Annotated in this window: 2 protein-coding genes; both read right to left on the bottom strand. The window is 69.0% G+C overall.

Annotated features, from left to right (window positions below; translation table 11 throughout):
* Positions 1–396, bottom strand: a 396-nt coding sequence (locus N2041_RS14775; protein ID WP_297679394.1) for a DUF1786 family protein, incomplete at its 3' end; no start/stop codon positions are given.
* Positions 397–443: 47 nt separating this feature from the next.
* On the bottom strand, positions 444–533 hold the full coding sequence (locus N2041_RS14980) for a hypothetical protein (protein ID WP_367187743.1): 90 nt from the start codon (positions 531–533) through the stop codon (positions 444–446).

Below are 533 nucleotides of genomic sequence, written 5' to 3'. Positions count from 1 at the left end.
GATCTCCGAGAGCATCAGGTCGCGCAGCTCGATGACGACGACGTCGGGCCGCTGCGCCAGCTCCTCGGCTTCGCCCTCGGCAACGACATCGAGACCGAGGTCGGCCCGGACCTGTTCGAGGTCATCGTTGAAGGTCCGGGCGGCGGCGGGTGTCGCCCACAGGGCGAACCCTGCTTTCCGGTGGGCCTCCGCTGCCCAGGCCGAGGGGCCGCCCCCCATGGTCACGCCGGTGAGGAGGACGCCCTTCCCCCGCTTCGTTGCCTCACGGATGCGCTCGGCGACGATGACCGTCGGCGAAGGGAGGATGAGCTGGACGCAGTTCTCCGGCTCGCGCTCGGTGTCGAAGAGCAGGATGTCCTGCGTCCCCGTGCCGACGTCGATGGCAAGGAGCTTCATCGCTCCTCAGTCTACGGCTCGCCGCGGCGGAACGGCGGCTGGCGGGGTCAGCACCTCGCTTTTGCCCACTCCTTCGCGTGGTAGGTGATGATGATGTCGGCTCCTGCTCGGCGGATGGCGGTGAGCGCCTCGTGCAC

It is taken from the genome of Tepidiforma sp. (genome assembly GCF_026419595.1).
Classification (GTDB): Bacteria; Chloroflexota; Dehalococcoidia; order Tepidiformales; family Tepidiformaceae; genus Tepidiforma.
Note: the sequence above shows the minus strand (reverse complement) of the source record. Positions and strands in the feature narration are given on the sequence as shown.